Origin of the sequence: Burkholderia sp. KJ006 (genome assembly GCF_000262695.1) — a bacterium.
Taxonomy (GTDB): domain Bacteria; phylum Pseudomonadota; class Gammaproteobacteria; order Burkholderiales; family Burkholderiaceae; genus Burkholderia; species Burkholderia vietnamiensis.
In genome coordinates this window covers 284182-302171 of the sequence record NC_017921.1, presented here as the reverse complement: position 1 = coordinate 302171, position 17990 = coordinate 284182, and the positions used below count along the sequence as shown (strand labels likewise).

Sequence of the window (17990 nt, the reverse complement as noted above, 5' to 3'; positions counted from 1 at the left end):
AGAGAACGATACCCATGAACTTACCCATCGGCGCACCGCGCGACTGGAACGGACAATTCGAGGAAGCGCTGTTTCTCGACGTGGCGCGACGCCATCGTCCGGGCTTCCCCGACAAGCTGGCGACGCCGCCGCGCGAGCCGCACGGCGACGACGAACTGGCCGCCGTGGCCGACTACTACACGAAGATGGCGTCGCACGACCTGTTCATCGTGCAGGTCGTCGCGAAGGCGATCGACACGCTGTTTCGCGACGATCCGCATTTCCAGCTGATCCTGTCGCGCCAGCTCGGCGACGACGGCGCGCACGCGGTGATCGGCCGCGAGCGCGTGACCGAGCTGACCGGCCGCGATCCGCTGCCCGAGGTCGCACGGCTCGCCGATGCGCACTGGGTGCGCATCGGCGACATCGCGGTGCGCGACGTCGCGGGCTTCCTCGCGTTTGAATGGCATTACGAGCTGCACATCCTCGCGAAGCTGTGGATTCAGCGCAAGACCGGCCGCATCGCCGACGGCGCGATGCGCGAGCATGGCGAGAACCGCATCCGGCCCGACGAGGAGTGGCATCGCGTGCAGATCGTGCAGTGGTGGTTCGACAAGCTGGCGGCGCTGCCGGCTGCCGAGCGCGAGGCGCTGATCGACCGCGTGATCGCAGCCGACGAGGAAACGCAGGCGCGCCTCGACGGCTATCTGCACGACGAGTACGCGCATACCGCGCACGTGTTCGGCGCGGATATCGCCGAGTACCGCGCGATCTACGACGACTGGCGGCGCGAAATCCTGGCGCGGCTGACCGGGCGCCGGCTCGATGCGCTCACGCCGCTGTCACGCGACGTCGTTGCGCGCGAAACCATCGTTGCGGAAGCCGTCGCATGAACGATCCGCGTGGCCCGGCGACGTTCGCGCCGGATACCGACGAGCGCGCCCACGCCGACGCGGCGCTCGATCGCGCGCTCGATGCGCTGCGCGAGACGGCCGTCGCGCGCGACCGCACCGGCGGTCATGCGGCCGATGCGAAGCAGCGGCTTGCCGACGCGGGCGTGCTGACGCTCGCGGTGCCGCGCGAATTCGGCGGGCAGGAGGCCGAATGGCCGGCCGTCTACGACACGATCCGGCGGATCGCGCGCGTCGACAGCGCGCTCGCGCATCTGGTCGGGTTCCAGGCGCTGCAGGTGGTGAGCGTCGACGTGTGGGGCAATGCGGCACAGCGCGAGCGCTATCTGCGCGGCACGGTCGAGCATCGCTGGTGGTGGGGCAATGCCGTCAATCCGCTCGACACGCGGCTCGCTGCAACCGCGTTGCCGGACGGCGGCTACCGGCTCGACGGCGTGAAGGGCTTCTGTTCGGGCACGCGCGGCTCGCAGCGGATGACGGTGTCCGCGCACGATCCGGCCACCGGCCGCCCGGTGTTCGGCGTGGTGCCGACTGCGCGCGACGGAATCGCCGTCAACGACGACTGGGACCCGATCGGCCAGCGGCAGACGGATAGCGGCAGCGTGCAGTTCGACGGCGTGCGGCTCGCGCCGGACGAGGTGCTGCATCGCTCCGAAACGCCGCCGACGCCGCACGCGACGCTGCGCACGCTGGTGTCGCAACTGGTGCTGACGAACCTGTTCGTCGGCCTCGCGCAAGGTGCGCTCGCGGAGGCGCGCGATTACGTGCTGACGCACGGCCGGCCGTGGATACATGCGGGCGTCGCGCAGGCGGGCGACGATCCTTATACGCTGCAACGCTTCGGCGAGATGCACGTGCAGGCGGTCGCGGCGGCGTCGCTCGCGGATCGCGCGGCTCTCGACCTGCAGCGCGCGTGGACGCTGCGCGACGCGTTGAGCGCGAACCAGCGCGCGGAAGTGGCGATCGCGGTGTCGAACGCGAAGATCGTCGCGCAACGCGCGGCGCTCGCGAACGGCGAGGCGTTGTTCGATGCGTGCGGCGCGCGTGCGACGGCCGCGTCGCTCGGCCTCGACAGATTCTGGCGCAACGCGCGCACGCATACGCTGCACGATCCGCTCGACTACCGGCTGCGCGACGTCGGGAGGTTCGCGCTGACCGGTGAGTTGCCGCAGGCGTCGCTCTATACGTGACGACGGTGGGGGACGCTCGCGTGTGCCGGTTGTCGATGGCGTGGCGGCGAGCCGGGACGCGACCGCGTGAACGAACATGCGTTACGCGATTCGCGGGCGCCGTGTGTGATCGCTGTCGCGGGCCGTTCCGCACACTAAGTCAGCCGCTCGACGTTCGCGCAAGATGCGCCGTGTCACATGTCGGGACCGACGCGCCGCGCGACTACAGCCGCGCCGGCCCGCCCGCTCACTGCGCCGCCAGCGTATCGGCCAGTGCGCGCATCGCGTCAGCCGTCTGCGGGTTCGCCGGGAAAAACGCCTCGATCGCAAGCTCCGACAGCGTGACGTCGACCGGCGTGCCGAATACCGTCGTCGTGCTGAAGAACGTCAGCTCGCCGCCGCTTGCCGTGCGCAGCCGCAGCGGGACGGCGATGTCCGCGTAGTCGGTACGCGGCTGCGCGTCGTCGGGCTGGCCGGCCGGCGCCGGATACGCCGCCAGTTCATCGCGCAGCGTGTGCAGCGTGCGGTCGCCGCTCGCGTCGATCTGCCGTTGCAGCCGATGCAGGATGTGCGCGCGCCATTCGTGCCAGTTGACGATCTGCGCTGCGAGGCCGTCCGGATGCAGGCTGAGCCGCAACACGTTGACTGGCGGCTGCAGCAGCGCGGGATCGGCTTGCTCGACCAGCGCGCCGAGCATCCGGTTCGCGGCGAGCAGCATCCAGTGGCGATCGACCGCGAGCGCCGGATACGGCTCGTGGCCGCGCAGCACGGCTTCGACTGCATGCCGAGCGGCATCCAGTTGCGGATCGGAGAATGGTCGCTCGCGAAACAGCGGCGCGTAGCCGGCTGCGACGAGCAGCGCATTGCGTTCGCGCAGCGGGACGTCGAGGCGCTCGGCCAGATGCAGCACCATGTCGCGGCTCGGCTGCGCGCGGCCCGATTCGACGAAGCTCAGGTGCCGCGCGGAGACCTCGGCTTCCAGCGCGAGCGCCATCTGGCTCAGGCGGCGGCGTTGCCGCCAGGTGCGCAGCAACGGGCCGATGCCGGACGCGCGGCCGGCGGACGACGGGAGCGAGTGGAGGGCGACGGTCGAGTTCATGGGGGCGATGATAGGCAATCCCGCGCGCGCCGGGTATTACCTGCGAGGTAAGCGTTGGGGCTACGCGGGCTGCGGCGGGCGCCGGAGCGGTGGAGGCGAAGCACCCGAAGCACCCGAAGCAATCCCCACACGCCCCCGCCGCCTCACCAGTCCCCGATCACCCAGCCCAGCGCCTCTAGCCACCGTCCCTCAAGCATCGCGATGACGCAGCTCGACGCGCTTGATGTCCTTCACGATCACGAGATAGCTGAGCACCGTGACCAGCGCATTGAGCCCGACGAACACGAGCGCGCCGTTGAACGAACCGCTCGCGCCGACCAGATAGCCGATCGCGATCGGCGCGACGATGCCGGCCGTATTGCCGAACATGTTGAACAGGCTGCCGGACAGGCCGATCGCTTCCTTCGGCGCGGTGTCCGCGACGACGGCCCAGCCGAGCGAGCCGATGCCCTTGCCGAAGAACGACACGGCCATCAGCGCGATCACCAGCGCTTCGCTGTCGACGTAATTGCAGCCGATGATGACCATCGACAGCAGCATCCCGCCGACGATCGGAATCTTGCGTGCGAGCGTCAGCGATACGCCGCGGCGGATCAGTGTGTCGGACAGCATCCCGCCCAGCACGCCGCCGAGGAAGCCGCAGATCGCCGGCAGCGACGTCATGAAACCGGCTTTCAGCAGCGACATCCCGCGCGCCTGCACGAGATAGATCGGGAACCACGTGAGGAAGAAATAGGTGAGCACGTTCACGCAGTACTGGCCCAGATAGACGCCGAGCAGCATCCGGTTCGACAGCAGCTGGCGCACGTAGTACCAGCCGGCGACGCGGCTGCCGCCCGACGCCGTGCCGTTGCCGCGCGACGTGGTGCGCACGAGGCCGCCGCCTTGCTCGATGTGCTCGAGTTCCGCGCGGTTCACGGCCGGATGGTCGACCGGGTCCTTCATCACGCGCAGCCACAGGCACGCGAGCGCGATGCCAGCGAGCCCGAGCCACAGATACACGTGATGCCAGCCGTACGCGTGCGTGAGCCACGCCATCAGCGGCGAGAACACCACCGCCGCGAAATACTGCGCGGCGTTGAAGATCGCCGACGCCGTGCCGCGCTCCGCGGTCGGGAACCAGCTCGCGACGACCTTCGCGTTGGCGGGGAACGCGGGCGCTTCGGCGATGCCCACCGCGAAGCGCATCGCGAACAGCGCGGCCACCGCGAACGCCGCGCTGCCGCCCAGACCGATCGTGCTTTGCAGCAGCGTGAACACCGACCACAGGAAGATGCTCGCCGCATAGACGCGCCGAGCGCCGAAGCGGTCGAGCAGCCAGCCGCTCGGCAATTGCGCGAGCACGTACGCCCAGCTGAATGCCGAGAAGATGTAGCCCATCGTCACCGGATCGATGCCGAAAGCCTTGCGGATCGGCGTGCCGGTGATCGACAGCGTCGCGCGGTCAGCGTAGTTGAGCGTCGTGACGACGAACAGCATCGCCAGAATCCAGTAGCGCACGGCGGTGCGGCGCGCGCTGCCGGCGAGGTCGATGGGGAGATCGCGAGAGGAGGTTCGATGGGTCACTTTAAATGTACGTCGTCGTATGACATTGGCGGCAGTTTACGGGGGACGGCCCAATACATAAACCTCGGGTTTTCCCTTTGATGACTGTCACAGAGTGTGGGAAGCGGCCGGATAACTTGGCCCGGATTGGCCCGGCGGTGTATCGTGCGCGCCTTCGCAGGCGGCGCGATCGGCAGTGCGTCGTCAGCAGACATCGTATCTGTTGAGATACAATGAGCGCACCATTCCCGAACGAACACGGAGCACACCCATGCAACTGACTGGAGAGATGCTGATCGGCGCCGACGCGGTGGCCGGCTCGGCCGGTACCTTGTACGCATTCGATCCGACCAAGGGCGCGCAGATCGACACGCCGGCGTTCGGCGTCGCGTCGCCGGCCGACGTCGATCGCGCGTGCGAGCTGGCGCGCGACGCGTTCGACGCGTACCGCACCCAGCCGCTCGCCGCGCGTGCGGCGTTTCTGGAAGCGATCGCCGACGAAATCGTCGCGCTCGGCGACGCGCTGATCGAACGCGCGCACGCCGAAACGGGCCTGCCCGTGGCGCGCTTGCAAGGCGAGCGCGGCCGCACCGTCGGCCAGCTGCGGCTGTTCGCGCGCGTGGTGCGCGACGGGCGCTTCCTCGCCGCGTCGATCGACCCGGCGCAGCCGGCGCGCACGCCGCTGCCGCGCTCCGATCTGCGGCTGCAGAAGGTCGCGCTCGGGCCCGTGGCCGTGTTCGGCGCGAGCAACTTCCCGCTCGCGTTCTCGGTGGCCGGCGGCGATACGGCGTCCGCACTCGCGGCCGGCTGTCCGGTGATCGTCAAGGCGCACGAGGCGCATCTCGGCACGTCCGAGCTGGTCGGCCGCGCGATCCGCGCGGCGGCCGCCAAATGCGGGATGCCGGCCGGCGTGTTCTCGCTGCTGGTCGGCCCCGGCCGCGTGATCGGCGCGCAGCTCGTCAGCCATCCGGCGATCCAGGCAGTCGGTTTCACCGGATCGCGGCAGGGCGGGATGGCGCTCGTGCATCTCGCGAACGCACGCGCACAGCCGATCCCCGTCTACGCCGAAATGAGCAGCATCAATCCGGTCGTGCTGTTCCCGGCCGCGCTGGCCGCGCGCGGCGACGCGATCGCGGCCGGCTTCGTCGACTCGCTGACGCTCGGCGTCGGCCAGTTCTGCACGAACCCCGGCCTCGTGCTCGCGATCGACGGTCCCGATCTCGACCGCTTCGAAAGCATCGCCGCGCAGGCGCTCGCGAAGAAGCCGGCCGGCGTGATGCTGACGCGCGGCATCGCCGACGCATATCGCAACGGCCGCGGCAAGCTGGCCGAACTGGCCGGCGTGCGCGAGCTGGGCGCCGGTGAAGCGCCGCAGACCGAATGCCAGGCGGGCGGCGCACTGTACGAAGTCGCCGCGCAAGCGTTCCTCGCCGAGGAGGCGTTCAGCCACGAGGTGTTCGGGCCGGCGTCGCTGGTCGTGCGTTGCCGCGATCTCGACGAAGTCGCGCGCGTGCTCGAGGCGCTCGAGGGGCAGTTGACGGCCACGCTGCAGATCGACGCCGACGACAAGCCGCTCGCGCGCCGCCTGCTGCCGGTTCTCGAACGCAAGGCCGGACGCCTGCTGGTCAACGGCTATCCGACCGGCGTCGAAGTGTGCGACGCGATGGTGCACGGCGGCCCGTTCCCGGCGACGTCGAATCCTGCCGTCACGTCGGTCGGCGCGACCGCGATCGAGCGGTTCCTGCGGCCCGTGTGCTACCAGGACTTCCCGGACGATTTGCTGCCCGAAGGGTTGCAGGAGAGCAATCCGCTCGCGATTCCGCGTCTGCGGGACGGCAAGGCGGAGTGACGCGGCCGCGGCCCCGCGCGCATGCGCGGGCCGCCATGCAGGAACGGAAAAGCGGACGCGGCCGGCTGGCCGCGTCCGCTTTTTGTTGGTCGTCGCCGGGGCGGTTTCAAACCAGTGATGGAATGGGCGCGCCGGGTGCCGCAGCAGCGGCGCATGCGGACGGAATCTGCGCATCGGCAGCGCTGCCGCCGGCCCATCGCACGCTGCGCCGCTCCAAACGACAGCGGCCGGCAAGCGCCGGCCGCAACACAGTCGAGCAACTTCACGACAGCGGCCGGCACGACGCCGGCCGCCCGCCGCGCTTACTGCGGGCCCATCTTCTTGATCAACACGTCGAGCTCGGCCATTTCGTCGTCGGTGAGATCGATCAGCGGTGCGCGCACCGGGCCGGCGTCGTGGCCGACCAGCTTCGCACCTGCCTTCACGATGCTCACCGCGTAGCCCGCGCGGCGGTTGCGGATCTTCAGGTAGGGCAGGAAGAACTCGTCGATCAGGCGGCCGACCGTCGCGTGGTCGTCCTTCGCGATCGCTTCGTAGAACGCCATCGCCGTCTTCGGGATGAAGTTGAACACGGCCGACGAGTACACCGGCACGCCGAGCGCCTTGTACGCGGCTGCGTACACTTCCGCCGTCGGCAGGCCGCCGAGGTACGCGAAGCGGTCGCCGAGACGGCGGCGGATCGTGACCATGCTCTCGATTTCGCCGACGCCGTCCTTGAAGCCGATCAGGTTCGGGCAGCGGTCGGCCAGGCGCTCGAGCATGTCCGCATTGAGCTTCGAATTCGCGCGGTTGTACACCACGACGCCGATCTTCAGCGCGCGGCACACCTGCTCGACGTGCTCGGCGATGCCTTCCTGGCTCGCTTCGGTCAGGTAGTGCGGCATCAGCAGCACGCCGCTCGCGCCGAGGCGCTCGGCTTCCTGCGCATATTCGATCGCGACGCGCGTCGCGCCGCCGGCGCCGGCCAGGATCGGCACCTTGCCCTTGCAGGTTTCGGTCGCGACGCGAATCACGTCCGAATACTCGCGCTGCGTGAGCGAGAAGAATTCACCGGTGCCGCCCGCGGCGAACAGCGCGGTCGCGCCATACGGCGCGAGCCACTCCAGACGCTCGGCATAGGTGGACGGCCGGAAGTTGCGCTGTTCGTCGAAGTCCGTCAGCGGAAACGACAGCAGGCCGTGGGAGATGATCTGTTTGAGTTCTTGCGGTGAAGTCATGGTTGGGTCGTCCGTCTAGCGCGAGTGCTGGGTTCGTCGGGCACGCCATCCGAGCCGTAGTGGCGATGTCGTTGTATGTCATCGTACAACGCACGAATGCGCTGCGCAAGCGGTTTGCTGATCTGTCAACGCTAGGGTCTATCCGGATAAGGGTTTACGCAACATCCCGGCGGATCGATGAATGTCGTATGATGACTAACGATTCAATCAGTGGCTTCCCAGGAATTCCGATGACTGCTTCCCCTCTCTACATTCGCGTGCATCCGGACGACAACGTCGCGATCGTGGTCAACGATGGCGGCCTGCCCGAGGGCGCGACGTTCGCCGACGGGCTGACGTTGCGCGAACGCGTACCGCAAGGGCACAAGGTCGCGCTGACCGATCTCGCGGCCGGCGCGCCGGTGGTCCGCTACAACGTCGTGATCGGCTATGCGCTGACCGACTTGCCGCGCGGCAGCTGGGTGAACGAGCGCACGATGCGCATGCCCGAGCCGCCGGGGCTCGACGACCTGCCGCTCGCGACGCGCGCCGCGCCGCCGCTCGCGCCGCTCGACGGCTATACGTTCGAGGGCTTCCGCAATGCCGACGGCTCGGTCGGCACGCGCAATATCCTGGCGATCACGACGACCGTGCAGTGCGTGTCGGGCGTCGTCGAGCATGCGGTGAAGCGGATCAAGGCCGAACTGCTGCCGCGCTACCCGCACGTCGACGACGTGGTCGGGCTCGAGCACACGTACGGCTGCGGCGTCGCGATCGACGCGCCCGACGCGGACATCCCGATCCGCACGCTGCGCAACATCAGCCTGAACCCGAACTTCGGCGGCGAAGTGATGACCGTGAGCCTCGGCTGCGAGAAGCTCCAGCCCGAGCGTCTGCTGCCGCCGGGCGCGATCCCCGTCACGGCCGACGGCGCGGCCGGCAACGGCGGCGTCGTGTGTCTGCAGGACGCCGGGCACGTCGGCTTCGAGTCGATGATCGACTCGATCATGACGATGGCCGAAGCGCACCTCGAACGGCTGAACCGCCGCCGCCGCGAAACCTGCCCGGCGTCGGATCTCGTCGTCGGCGTGCAATGCGGCGGCAGCGACGCGTTCTCCGGCCTGACGGCGAATCCGGCGGTCGGCTTCGCGGCCGACCTGCTGGTGCGCGCGGGCGCGACGATCATGTTCTCGGAAGTCACCGAAGTGCGCGACGGCGTCGCGCAGCTGACGTCGCGCGCGGCCAACGAAGAGGTGGCGCGCGAGATCATCCGCGAGATGGACTGGTACGACCGTTACCTCGAGCGCGGCCGCGTCGACCGCAGCGCGAACACGACGCCCGGCAACAAGAAGGGCGGCCTGTCGAACATCGTCGAGAAGGCGATGGGCTCGATCGTGAAGTCCGGCAGCGCGCCGATCGCCGGCGTCGTGCGGCCGGGCGAGCGGGCGCGGCAGAAGGGGCTGCTGTACGCGGCGACGCCCGCGAGCGACTTCATCTGCGGCACGCTGCAGCTCGCGGCCGGGATGAACCTGCATGTGTTCACGACCGGGCGCGGCACGCCGTACGGGCTTGCGCAGGTGCCGGTGATCAAGGTCGCGACGCGCAGCGATCTCGCGCGCCGCTGGCACGACCTGATGGATCTCGACGCCGGCCAGATCGCGACCGGTGCGGCGTCGATCGAGGACGTCGGCTGGGAGCTGTTCCGGCTGATGCTCGACGTCGCGAGCGGCAAGCGGCGCACATGGGCCGAGCAGTGGAAGCTCGCGAACGCGCTGACGCTGTTCAATCCGGCGCCGGTGACCTGACGCGCGCGCGGTGGCTTGCTGCGGCCGAAGCGGGCGCCTTCGCGCCCCCGTCGTCACGTCGTCATCGCGCCGCCGCGCGGCGGCCTGACATGCATGACGCGTCGCCCGCGGCGCCCGGGATCGGGTAACGTTATGCGGTTCGTTCCTGATCCCGGAGACTTGCTCACATGTTGAAGAATCTCGATCCGCTGCTGCACGCCGACATCCTGCACGCGCTGCGCGCGATGGGCCACGGAGACGAAGTGGCGATCTGCGACGCGAATTTCCCGGCCGAGTCCGTCGCCGAACACACGGTGGTCGGCCGCGCGCTGCGCATCGACGGCGCCGACTCGGCGCGCGTCGCGCGCGCGGTGCTGTCGGTGCTGCCGCTCGACACGTTCGTCGACACGCCGGCATGGCGGATGGAAGTAGTCGGCGATCCGGCCGCGGTGCCGCCCGTGCAACGCGAGGTGCAGGCCGAGATCGATCGCGCGGAAGCGCGCGCCGTGCCGCTCACGGGCCTCGATCGCTTCGCGTTCTACGAGCGCGCGCAGCGCGCGTACGCGGTGATCGTCACCGGCGAGCTGCGCGGCTACGGCTGCTTCATCTTCAAGAAAGGCGTGCTGCTGAGCGACGCCGGCTAGCGACGTGCCCGCCTCGACGGTAAGGGCTGCAGTGTAAAGATTTGCTACAACCTTTTTCTTGGACACGGCCACAAGACCCTCTATGCTGGCCCATTTGCCGCCGGCCCCGCTCGGCCGCGCGGTTCGAACCGCACGGGTGCGCCCGTGCGGACGGCCGAACTGCATACGAGGAGAGAGGCATGACGCGTTCCGTCGATTCCGGCGTCATTTTTTTCGCACGCCTGGCGCTGGCGGCGTTGTTTCTGTGGGGCGGCGTGATGAAGCTGCTCGGCTACGGCGAATTCATCGGCTATCTGCACGCGCTCAACGTGCCGTATACGCAGGTGACGGGCCCGCTGATCGTCGCGATCGAGGCGCTCGGCGGCCTGCTGCTGATCGTCGGCTACAAGGTGAAGCCGCTCGCGTTGCTGATGGCGTGCTACACGATCGCGACCGCGATGGTCGGGCACAATTTCTGGGACGCGACCAACGCCACGCTCCAGCACGACATGGTGATCCACTTCTGGAAGAACGTCGCGATCGCCGGCGGCTTTCTGCTGCTGTTCGTGACGGGCGCGGGCGGCGCGAGCATCGACGCGCTGCGCCGGCCGAGTTCGTCGTACGGCGCGCTGCGCTGAGCGGAACTGAGCAGAACTGATCCAGCCGACGTGCGCGGCACGCGCTGACAACGCAAAAGGGCCGAATCCCGCAGGTCGCGGGATTCGGCCCTTCGTTCATCTGCTAGGCGCGCAGGCGGCGCTCAGCGAGCGTCCGTCAGCTCCTTCGCATCCTTCGAGAACTGCACGGCAATCGCGCCGAGCACGCAGATCGCCGCGACGTAGGCGACCGGCGCGAGCGGGTTCGACTTCATCATCAACGAGACGATCACCGGCGTGAGGCCGCCGAAGATCGCATACGCGACGTTGTACGAGAACGAGATGCCCGAGAAGCGCACGACCGCGGGAAAGCTGCGCACCATCACGAACGGCACCGCGCCGATCGTGCCGACCGTGAAGCCGGCGATCCCGTAGTACAGCGGCAGCGTCGACGCGTCGGCGGCGACCTGCGCGAACAGCAGGTAGTAGCACGCGGCGAGCACGAGGCCGCCGATGCCGAGCACGCGCTTCGCGCCGATCCAGCCCGCGAGCGAGCCGGCGGTGATGCAGCCGGCCGTCAGGCACAGCGTCGCGATGCTGTTCGCGAACAGCGTGGTCGCGGGCGCCAGATGGAACTGCTTCTGCAGCAGCGCGGGCGTCATCAGGATCACGACGACGATCGCCGCCGACAGCATCCAGGTGAGCAGCATCGACACGATCACCGCGCGGCCGTGGTCGCGCAGCACGGCTTTCAGCGGAATCTCGGCCGCGAGCGCCTTCTTCGCCTTCATCTCCGCGAACACCGGCGTTTCGTGCAGCCAGCGGCGCAGGTATACGGAGAACAGGCCGAACACGCCGCCGAGCAGGAACGGAATGCGCCACGCGAACGCGGTCACTTCGGCGCCCGAGTAGCGGCTGTTGATGGCCGCCGCGACCAGCGAGCCGAGCAGAATGCCGGCGGTGAGGCCCGCGGTCAGCGTGCCGCACGCATAGCCGATGTGGCGCGACGGCACGTGCTCGGACACGAACACCCAGGCGCCGGGCACTTCGCCGCCGACCGCCGCGCCTTGCAGCACGCGGAACAGCAGCAGCAACACCGGCGCGAGGATGCCGATCGTGTCGTAGGTCGGCAGCAGCCCCATCAGCAGCGTCGGCACCGACATCATCAGCACGCTCAGCGTGAACATCCGCTTGCGGCCGAACAGGTCGCCGAAGTGCGCCATGATCACGCCGCCGAGCGGTCGCGCGAGATAGCCGGCCGCGAAGATGCCGAAGGTCTGCAGCTGGCGTAGCCAGTCGGGAATGTCGTGCGGGAAGAACAGCTGTCCGATCGCGGGCGCGAAGAACACGAAGATGATGAAGTCGTAGAACTCGAGCGCGCCGCCGAGTGCGGCGAGGCCGAGGGTCTTGTAGTCGCTGCGCGTGAGCGCGCGTTCGGCGGCGCGAGGCACGCCGCTCAATTCAGATGCTTGCATGGTCAGGGCGATCGGTTTTCGAATGTTGTTGTCGATGCTGCGTCTCCAGGGCCCGCTATCGGCATGGACTGGCATGGACTGGCTTGGCGCGGCATGCGTCGTCGAACGCGTGCGAAGCCGGGTAGGGCACGGAGCACGCGCCGCCGCACCGGGATGGGGCGCGGCGGAGACGAAGCGTCAAAAGCGGGTGGGGGGATTCTACAGGAGCGCGAAATGCGTGCGCGGAGCGCGTGTCGACGAATGCTTCGGACGCCGTGACGCCGCAAGGCACGCGGCGCGGCACACGGGGGAGCGTGCCGCGCCGCGGGGGACAGGGGCGGGGATGTCGTCGAATCAGTTGCCGGCGATCGTGTCGACCGGCTTGAAGGCGCCATGCTCGACCTTGTAGATCGTCACCGGCGCGTCCTTCAGGTCGCCCTTCGCGTCGTACGCGATGCTCGGCGCCGACACGCCCTTGATCGACACCTTGCCGAGATACGGCGTATAGACCTTCGGATCGGTCGAGTTCGCGTCCTTCATCGCGGTGAGCAGCGCGATCGTGCCGTCGTACGAGTAAGGCGAATAGGTGATCACGTCCTCGTTGAAGCGCGCCTTGTAGCGCGACGCATAGCTGGCGAAGCCGGGCATCTTCTCCTTCGGCAGCCCGCCCATGTAGACGATCGCGCCTTCGGCCGCTTCGCCGCCGACCTTCAGGAACGTCGGCGAACGCGACATCTCGCCGGTCACGAACGCCGCCTTGATGCCGAGCTGGCGCATCTTGCGGATCATCGGCGACGATTGCGCGTCGCCGCCGCCGTAGAAGATCGCATCCGGATTGACGCCCTTCAGGTTGGTCAGGATCGCGGAGAAATCGAGCGCCTTGTCGTTCGTGAAGTCGCGCTTGATGATCGTGCCGCCCGCGGCCTGCACGGCCTTCGCGAACTCGTCGGCGATGCCCTGGCCGTACGCGGTGCGGTCGTCGATGATCGCGATGCGCTTGAAGCGCAGCGTCTTCACCGCATAGGTGCCGACGATGCGGCCCGCCTGCGCGTCGCTCGTCAGCAGCCGGTAGGTCGTCTTGTAGCCGCGTGCGGTGTACTGCGGCGACGTCGCCATCGAGATCTGCGGCAGGCCCGCGCGATCGTACAGATCGGACGCCGGAATGCTGGTGCCCGAGTTGAAATGGCCGATGATCCCGCGGACGTTGTCGTCGATCAGCCGCTGCGCGACCGTCGTGCCGGTGCGCGGATCGGCCTGGTCGTCCTGCGAGTCGAGCTGGAACGTCACCGGCTTGCCGCCGATCGTCGGATGCGTCGCGTTGAAATCGGCGATCGCGAGCTGCACGCCTTTCTGCATGTCGGTGCCGTAGTTCGATTGCGGCCCGGTCAGCGGCGCGGCGAAACCGATCTTGACGACGTCGGCGGCGAGGGCGTGGGCGCCCGACAGTGCGCAGGCGGCAGCCAGCGCGACGTGCGATACCTTCAGCTTCACTTTCACTTCCCCTTGATGGCGTGGTTGGGCCGCGGCCGACCCTTCGACCGGTGCGGTAAGCCGGGCGAGACGTTTCGACCCTGCGTGGTGCGGAACGCGCCGCCACGGCGATGCGAATGCGCGGCACGCAGCGCATGCTGTGCCGGAATCGGCGTGGGCTGCGGGGGGCGGATGGACGTCTCGTAACCGTTCATTAAAGTCTAGATAGTGAAAATTCCCGCGTCTTGCGCGTTAGATGCGTGGGGTGAGACGATTTCGGCATATCGTAGATAACCCTGATATATGCTGAAATCGTCATGTGTGATGCGCAGACGGGCCAAGACGCGGGACGTCGTCGTTCCTAGGATGGCGGGTTTGGGTTGCAGGCGGCGGTGGGCGTGGCGATGGGGCGGCGTCGGGGGATGTGTGATGCCGATGAGGGCCTTGCGAGTCTTGCAGCGGTTGCGCGTACAACCTCCTGCTGCGCGGCGCGTTGTGAGCTCCCTGCAACCGGCGATTTGCGAATTGCGACGGGCGACGGGCGACGGGCGGACAGGCGACAGGCGACAGGCGACAGGCGACAGGCGACAGGCGGACAGGCGGACAAGCGGACAAGCGGACAAGCGGACAAGCGGACAAGCGGACAAGCGGACAGGCGGACAGGCGGACAGGCGGACAGGCGGACAGGCGACAGTCCGCCCCACGCCCTCCACCCGCCAATCCCGTAGCGATAACGTTCCGCGACGCGAAGCGTGGCGCCCCGGCCCTCGCCATCACCTCCACCGCGAGAACCACCGCACCGCGAACCTTGCGCCGCGCCGGACCGCCCGCTTCTATAATCGACGCCATCAGCCACCCCCTTCGCCGACGCCGGGATGACGACCTTGCTTGCCGCACCGCCCATGAGCCTGTCCGATACGTTGCGCTACCAGCCCGACAACGCCGATCTCGGCGCGATGCTCGCGCATTTCCGGCTGCTCGAGCCGGTGTTCGACGCGCTGCCCGACGTCGCGTTCTTCGTGAAGGATGCGAGCGGCCGCTATGCGCTCGTCAACCGGACGCTGGCGCTGCGCTGCGGCTACAAGGACAAGCGCGACCTGCTCGGCAAGACGACCGACGAGGTGTTTCCGCGCCGCTTCGGCCGCACCTATTTCGAGCAGGACATGGCGACGATCAATGCCGGCCTGCAGTTGATGGATCAGCTCGAGCTGCATCTGTATCCGGGCCGGCTGCCGGGCTGGTGCCTGACCTGCAAGGAGCCGCTGCGCGACGCGTCCGGCAAGGTGGTCGGCCTCGCGGGCATCTCGCGCGACCTGAAGGCGCACGAAGGTTCGCATCCGGCCTACAGCCGGCTCGCCGACGTGGTGCAGCACATCCAGGACCATTACGTGCAGCCGCTGAACCTGAAGCAGCTCGCGCAGATGGCCGGGATGTCGGTCGCGCAGCTCGAGCGTTACTTCCACAAGGTGTTTCACCTGACGCCGCGCCAGGTGCTGCTGAAGACGCGGCTCGAAGCCGCCACCGCGTTGCTGGTCACGCACGACAAGGTGACCGACGTGGCGGCGCTATGCGGTTATACGGATCACAGCGCGTTCACGCGCCAGTTCAAGGCGACCGTCGGCGTGACGCCGAGCGAATATCGGCTGATGCTGCAGGAACGCGCCGGTTGAAACGACGCGCGCGCCGGGGCGGCGGCGCGCAACGACGGGCGTGGGCGGGTGGGGGAAGGGGAAGCTGACGGCTCAGCGGTAGCCAAGCCCTTTCAGGACGGCCGTGCCGTCCTCGGTCAACCGGAAGCTCGGCGCGGTATCGGGATCGAGCTTGACCATCTCGACGAGTCCGGCCTCCTGCAGCGCCGGCAATTCGGGCTTCGCGTTCGCGCCGATCGGCGCATGCAGCAGCACGAGCAGCGTCGCGATTTCGTGATGGCTGAGCAAGCGGCGCAGCATCGTCTTTTTCGCAGGTGGGGCGGCCGGGCGGCCGGCGGGTGCATCTACGGCGCTCATCGCTGTCCTCCTATTCGAGATGACCATCGGGTAACTGGTTGCGGATGGTGCCGTCGAAGACTTAAGCGATTATTAAAACTGCCGCCTTGCCGCACATGCTGCGATGCCGCATCCGTTACTGGACGTAACGGCGGCCATGCGCGTGCCGCCGGGCGCGTGCCTTCGCGCCTTGCCGGACGGCCTTCCTCGGCCGTATTCCTCGCATCAATGAGTCCGCGCCGCCGAGCGGTGGCGTGCCGTGCGATTCGGCAGCGGCACGCGGGCGGTCATGGGATCCGGCGCCGAACCGGAATCTCGCCGCTTCGCTATTTCCGGCGCTGGGCCTGCGCGGCCAGCCGCACGGCCGCATTGGCCGCGCCGTAGCCGTCGTAGCCGCCGCGCCGCTCGACGATCTCGAACGAGAAGCGGTTGTCGACCAGCTCGGTATACGCATGCAGGAATTCGCCGCCGTGCTCGTCGCGGTCGTACAGCAGATGGTGGGCGCTCAGCGTGTCGATCAGCGCGTCGGGCAGCGCGTAGCGCGCGGCGAGATCGTCGTAATAGTTGGGCGGAATCCGCAGGAACGGCACGCCGTCGGCCGCGAACGCGGCGATCGTCTTGACGATGTCGTCGGTCCGGAACGCGACGTGGTTCAGCCCCGTGCCGTGATAGCGGTCGAGCGATTCGGCCACGGCCGTATGACGGTCGAGCGACGCATTCAGCGCGATCCGCACCGAGCCGTCGGCGCTGCGCACCGCGCGGCTGCGCATCAGCCCGTACGGATCGGGCACCAGCCAGCTGCGCTCCGCTTCGAAGCCGAACGCGGTCTTGAAGAACAGGATCCACGTATCGAGCGCGTCGGCCGGCAGCGCGAGGCACACGTGGTCGATGCCCGTCAGCGGGCCGACCTCGGTCGGGCCGTCGATGTCGGTCAGCAGGAAGTCCGACTCGTAGAGCGTCGGCGCGTTCGGCGCCTCGTCGACGAAATACTCGAGGCTGCCGTCCGGCGCCTGCACGCTGGGCAGCACACGCTCGTTCGGGCCGACGCGCCCGGAGAACGGCGCATAGCCGAACCCGGCCGCGCGCTCGAACGCCACTTTCGCATCGTCGACGCGAAACGCCGATGCGCACAGCGACAACCCGTGCTGCTGAAAGAATGCATCCGCGAACGAGTCGTGCTCGGCGTTCAGCACGATCGACGCCGCGCCGTGCTGGAACAGCGTGACGTCCTTCGAGCGGTGGCGGCCCGCGAGGCGGAACCGCATCCGGCCGAGCCAGTCGCCGACGGTCGCGGCCGCCTGCGCGTCGACCGCGAATTCGATGAACTGGAAGCCGACGTGCGCGGGCGGCGCCGGCGGCGCGAACAGCGGCTGGCCGGCAGCCGGCGCGTGCCCTTCCTGCGCGAGCCGCGTGCGCGTCAGGTCTTCCAGATAGAGCAGCGAACGGTGGCCGTCGGCGGCCGTGATCGCGGTCGGCGCGGCGCGAAAGCCGTCGTTGAAGATTTCGAGCGACAGCGGGCCCGTATAGCCGGACTCGATCACGCGCGCGGTGAAGCGGGCGAGGTCGAAGTCGCCCTGGCCGGGGAACGACCGGTAGTGGCGGCTCCATTCGAGCACGTCCATCGCGAGCTTCGGCGCATCGGCGATCTGCACGAAGGCGATCCGCTCGCCGGGGATGGCGGCGATCGCGTCCGGACAATCGTCGAGCGACAGCGTGTGGAAGCTGTCGAGCGCGAGGCCGAGGTGCGGGCTGTTCACCGCGTTCACGAGCTGCCACGCGTGGCCGTAGCGTTTCACGACGCGGCCCCAGGCGAGCGCCTCGTACGCGGCGACCACGCCGGCCGCGCGCGCGGCCTCGGCGAGCGCGCCGAGCTGGTCGACCAGCAGCGCGTCGTCCGCGATCGTGTCGGGCGACACGTTGCTGCATACCAGGATGCGGTCGGTGCCGAGCGCGTGCATCACGTCGAACTTGCGGCGGATGCGGTCGAGGTTGCGCGCGAGCTGAGCCGGGCTCACGCCCTCGAAGTCGCGAAAGGGCTGGAACAGCACGATGTCGAGCCCGAGATCGGCGGCCATGCGCCGCACGTCGGCGGGCGATCCATCGAAGTAGACGAGGTCGTTCTCGAAGATCTCGACACCGTCGAAGCCTGCGGCCTGGATGGCGGTGAGCTTCTCGGCAAGCGTGCCGGACAGTGACACGGTGGCGATCGAGCGCTGCATGGGCGAGTCCTGCGGAAGGGCGGGCATGGCGCCCGTCGCATCGAGCCGGATGAACCAGTCGTGGAATTTGCGACGAACACCATTTCCCGAATTTACTATGGGAGTTTCGGA

At 68.5% G+C, this 17990-nt stretch carries 14 protein-coding genes; 7 read left to right on the top strand and 7 right to left on the bottom strand.

Going from position 1 to position 17990, the window contains the following annotated elements:
* Positions 1–14: 14 nt before the first annotated feature.
* Together MYA_RS15485 and MYA_RS15480 are read left to right on the top strand one after the other, a co-directional pair.
* Positions 15–872: a hypothetical protein gene (locus tag MYA_RS15485; protein WP_014724078.1), complete on the top strand. Its 858-nt coding sequence runs from the start codon at positions 15–17 to the stop codon at positions 870–872.
* Entirely contained in the window at positions 869–2080 is a 1212-nt protein-coding gene (locus MYA_RS15480) for an acyl-CoA dehydrogenase family protein (protein ID WP_011880913.1), read from the top strand. The genes MYA_RS15485 and MYA_RS15480 overlap by 4 nt, the downstream gene beginning before the upstream one ends.
* Before the next feature lie 226 nt (positions 2081–2306).
* Here MYA_RS15480 and MYA_RS15475 read toward each other — a convergent pair whose 3' ends face one another.
* Complete coding sequence (locus tag MYA_RS15475; RefSeq protein ID WP_011880912.1) at positions 2307–3158, bottom strand: helix-turn-helix domain-containing protein; 852 nt, start codon at positions 3156–3158, stop codon at positions 2307–2309.
* Positions 3159–3347: 189 nt separating this feature from the next.
* Positions 3348–4724 (bottom strand): MFS transporter, encoded by a 1377-nt coding sequence (locus MYA_RS15470; protein WP_014724077.1) that lies wholly within the window; start codon positions 4722–4724, stop codon positions 3348–3350.
* Positions 4725–4974: 250 nt separating this feature from the next.
* Between MYA_RS15470 and MYA_RS15465 the strand changes: the two genes are divergently transcribed.
* A complete protein-coding gene (locus MYA_RS15465; RefSeq protein ID WP_041494006.1) occupies positions 4975–6552 on the top strand; it encodes an aldehyde dehydrogenase (NADP(+)) in 1578 nt (525 codons plus the stop codon).
* Positions 6553–6854: 302 nt separating this feature from the next.
* Here the strand turns inward: MYA_RS15465 and kdgD are convergent, their stop codons facing one another.
* Positions 6855–7769 carry a 5-dehydro-4-deoxyglucarate dehydratase gene (gene kdgD / locus MYA_RS15460; protein ID WP_011880909.1) on the bottom strand — a complete coding sequence of 305 codons (915 nt, stop codon included), beginning with the start codon at positions 7767–7769 and terminating at the stop codon, positions 6855–6857.
* Between the two features lie 230 nt (positions 7770–7999).
* Between kdgD and garD the strand changes: the two genes are divergently transcribed.
* The 3 genes from garD to MYA_RS15445 all read left to right on the top strand — a co-directional run bounded on the left by garD (position 8000) and on the right by MYA_RS15445 (position 10793).
* Complete coding sequence (gene garD, locus MYA_RS15455) at positions 8000–9553, top strand: galactarate dehydratase (RefSeq protein ID WP_014724074.1); 1554 nt, start codon at positions 8000–8002, stop codon at positions 9551–9553.
* Positions 9554–9720: 167 nt separating this feature from the next.
* Positions 9721–10176, top strand: a complete 456-nt coding sequence (locus MYA_RS15450) for an RbsD/FucU family protein (protein ID WP_011880907.1) — start codon at positions 9721–9723, stop codon at positions 10174–10176.
* 179 nt (positions 10177–10355) lie between these two features.
* On the top strand, positions 10356–10793 hold the full coding sequence (locus tag MYA_RS15445) for a DoxX family protein (RefSeq protein ID WP_011880906.1): 438 nt from the start codon (positions 10356–10358) through the stop codon (positions 10791–10793).
* 122 nt (positions 10794–10915) lie between these two features.
* Here MYA_RS15445 and MYA_RS15440 read toward each other — a convergent pair whose 3' ends face one another.
* Both MYA_RS15440 and MYA_RS15435 read right to left on the bottom strand, forming a co-directional pair.
* Positions 10916–12226 carry an MFS transporter gene (locus MYA_RS15440; protein ID WP_014724073.1) on the bottom strand — a complete coding sequence of 437 codons (1311 nt, stop codon included), beginning with the start codon at positions 12224–12226 and terminating at the stop codon, positions 10916–10918.
* Positions 12227–12559: 333 nt separating this feature from the next.
* Positions 12560–13696 (bottom strand): branched-chain amino acid ABC transporter substrate-binding protein, encoded by a 1137-nt coding sequence (locus MYA_RS15435; RefSeq protein ID WP_011880904.1) that lies wholly within the window; start codon positions 13694–13696, stop codon positions 12560–12562.
* A gap of 854 nt (positions 13697–14550) precedes the next feature.
* On the opposite strand from MYA_RS15435, the gene MYA_RS15430 reads away from it, so the two are divergent.
* Positions 14551–15345, top strand: a complete 795-nt coding sequence (locus MYA_RS15430; protein WP_011880903.1) for an AraC family transcriptional regulator — start codon at positions 14551–14553, stop codon at positions 15343–15345.
* A gap of 72 nt (positions 15346–15417) precedes the next feature.
* On the opposite strand, the gene MYA_RS15425 is transcribed toward MYA_RS15430, so the two are convergent.
* Entirely contained in the window at positions 15418–15681 is a 264-nt protein-coding gene (locus MYA_RS15425) for a hypothetical protein (protein WP_011880902.1), read from the bottom strand.
* 305 nt (positions 15682–15986) lie between these two features.
* Positions 15987–17879: a bifunctional sugar phosphate isomerase/epimerase/4-hydroxyphenylpyruvate dioxygenase family protein gene (locus MYA_RS15420; RefSeq protein WP_011880901.1), complete on the bottom strand. Its 1893-nt coding sequence runs from the start codon at positions 17877–17879 to the stop codon at positions 15987–15989.
* Positions 17880–17990 lie beyond the last annotated feature (111 nt).

Excerpts from the sequence above, each read along its gene's own strand:
- MYA_RS15485 (WP_014724078.1), top strand. The coding sequence starts at position 15 with ATGAACTTACCCATCGGCGCACCGCGCGACTGGAACGGACAATTCGAG.
- MYA_RS15480 (WP_011880913.1), top strand. The coding sequence starts at position 869 with ATGAACGATCCGCGTGGCCCGGCGACGTTCGCGCCGGATACCGACGAG.
- MYA_RS15475 (WP_011880912.1), bottom strand. The coding sequence starts at position 3,158 with ATGAACTCGACCGTCGCCCTCCACTCGCTCCCGTCGTCCGCCGGCCGC.
- MYA_RS15465 (WP_041494006.1), top strand. The coding sequence starts at position 4,975 with ATGCAACTGACTGGAGAGATGCTGATCGGCGCCGACGCGGTGGCCGGC.
- kdgD (WP_011880909.1), bottom strand. The coding sequence starts at position 7,769 with ATGACTTCACCGCAAGAACTCAAACAGATCATCTCCCACGGCCTGCTG.
- garD (WP_014724074.1), top strand. The coding sequence starts at position 8,000 with ATGACTGCTTCCCCTCTCTACATTCGCGTGCATCCGGACGACAACGTC.
- MYA_RS15450 (WP_011880907.1), top strand. The coding sequence starts at position 9,721 with ATGTTGAAGAATCTCGATCCGCTGCTGCACGCCGACATCCTGCACGCG.
- MYA_RS15445 (WP_011880906.1), top strand. The coding sequence starts at position 10,356 with ATGACGCGTTCCGTCGATTCCGGCGTCATTTTTTTCGCACGCCTGGCG.
- MYA_RS15440 (WP_014724073.1), bottom strand. The coding sequence starts at position 12,226 with ATGCAAGCATCTGAATTGAGCGGCGTGCCTCGCGCCGCCGAACGCGCG.
- MYA_RS15430 (WP_011880903.1), top strand. The coding sequence starts at position 14,551 with ATGACGACCTTGCTTGCCGCACCGCCCATGAGCCTGTCCGATACGTTG.
- MYA_RS15425 (WP_011880902.1), bottom strand. The coding sequence starts at position 15,681 with ATGAGCGCCGTAGATGCACCCGCCGGCCGCCCGGCCGCCCCACCTGCG.
- MYA_RS15420 (WP_011880901.1), bottom strand. The coding sequence starts at position 17,879 with ATGCAGCGCTCGATCGCCACCGTGTCACTGTCCGGCACGCTTGCCGAG.